The 971-nt window shown below is 59.7% G+C and carries 1 protein-coding gene; it reads right to left on the bottom strand.

Features of this window, described 5'->3' with window-relative positions; translation table 11 throughout:
- Nucleotides 1-61: 61 nt before the first annotated feature.
- On the bottom strand, nt 62-971 hold a 910-nt coding region (locus ACXJ7R_RS34315), incomplete at its 5' end, for an ABC transporter substrate-binding protein (RefSeq protein ID WP_457155668.1).

Below are 971 nucleotides of genomic sequence, written 5' to 3'. Positions count from 1 at the left end.
GGCCGATGCGATGGCAAACCAGCGCCGCCGCGCATTCAATGCGCGGCGGCTTGGCCAGGGATCAGTCCTTGCTGATGAAGCGCGACGGATGCACATCCATCACATTGTCGTCGAAGCCATGCAGCTTCGAGGAAACGATATCGTGGAAGCTGTAGTAGAGAAGCGGAATGTTACCGACGTCGTCGACAAGGATGCGCTCGGCCTCAGTAAGGTCCTTCATGCGCTCTTCTGGCTTGCCACCGGCAGCCGCCGCCTTGTCCATTGCCGCTTCATATGCCGGGCTGACATAGCTCGAATAGTTGTTGCCGCTGGCCTTGCGTGTGATGCCGAGGAAGGTCTCGGGATCCTTGTAGTCGGCGATCCAGGCGGCACGCGCCACGTCGTAATTGCCCTTCTGCTCGAGGAAGGAATAGTGGGTCTTGGTGTCAGTGTTGAGCAGCGTGACCTCGACGCCAAGCGGCTTCAGCTGTTCCTGGATGGCGACCGCGGTGTTCTTGTGGTTTTCCGAGGTGTTGTAGCGGATCTCCATCTTCAGCGGATGCTCGGGCGTATAGCCGAGTTTCTCGAGGATTTTCTTTGCGGCGTCCTCGCGGTCGATCTGCGGCATGTCGGCGTATTTGGCCATTGCCGGCGTGTAGCCGGCTATGCCCGGAGGCACCATCGAATAGCCAGGCAGCATCGAGTTCTGCCAGACCTTTTCGGCGATGAAATCGCGGTCGATCGCCATCGAGATGGCGTTGCGCAGCTCGACATTGTCCCAAGGCGCCTTGTCGGTCTTGATCGCATAGTAGTAGGTGCCGAGATACGGTCCGACGCGGACCTGAGCGCCGAACTTGGCCTTGAGGTCAGCGAGCTGTTCGGTCGGCAGGTCGCCGTAACTGTCGAGTTCGCCGGCCTCGAAGCGCTTCATCGCCGATGAACGGTCTTCGGTCGGGATATAGTTGACGACGTCCATCTTGACGGTGGCGGCG

This window comes from Mesorhizobium sp. P5_C1 (assembly GCF_054049815.1).
Note: the sequence above shows the minus strand (reverse complement) of the source record. Positions and strands in the feature narration are given on the sequence as shown.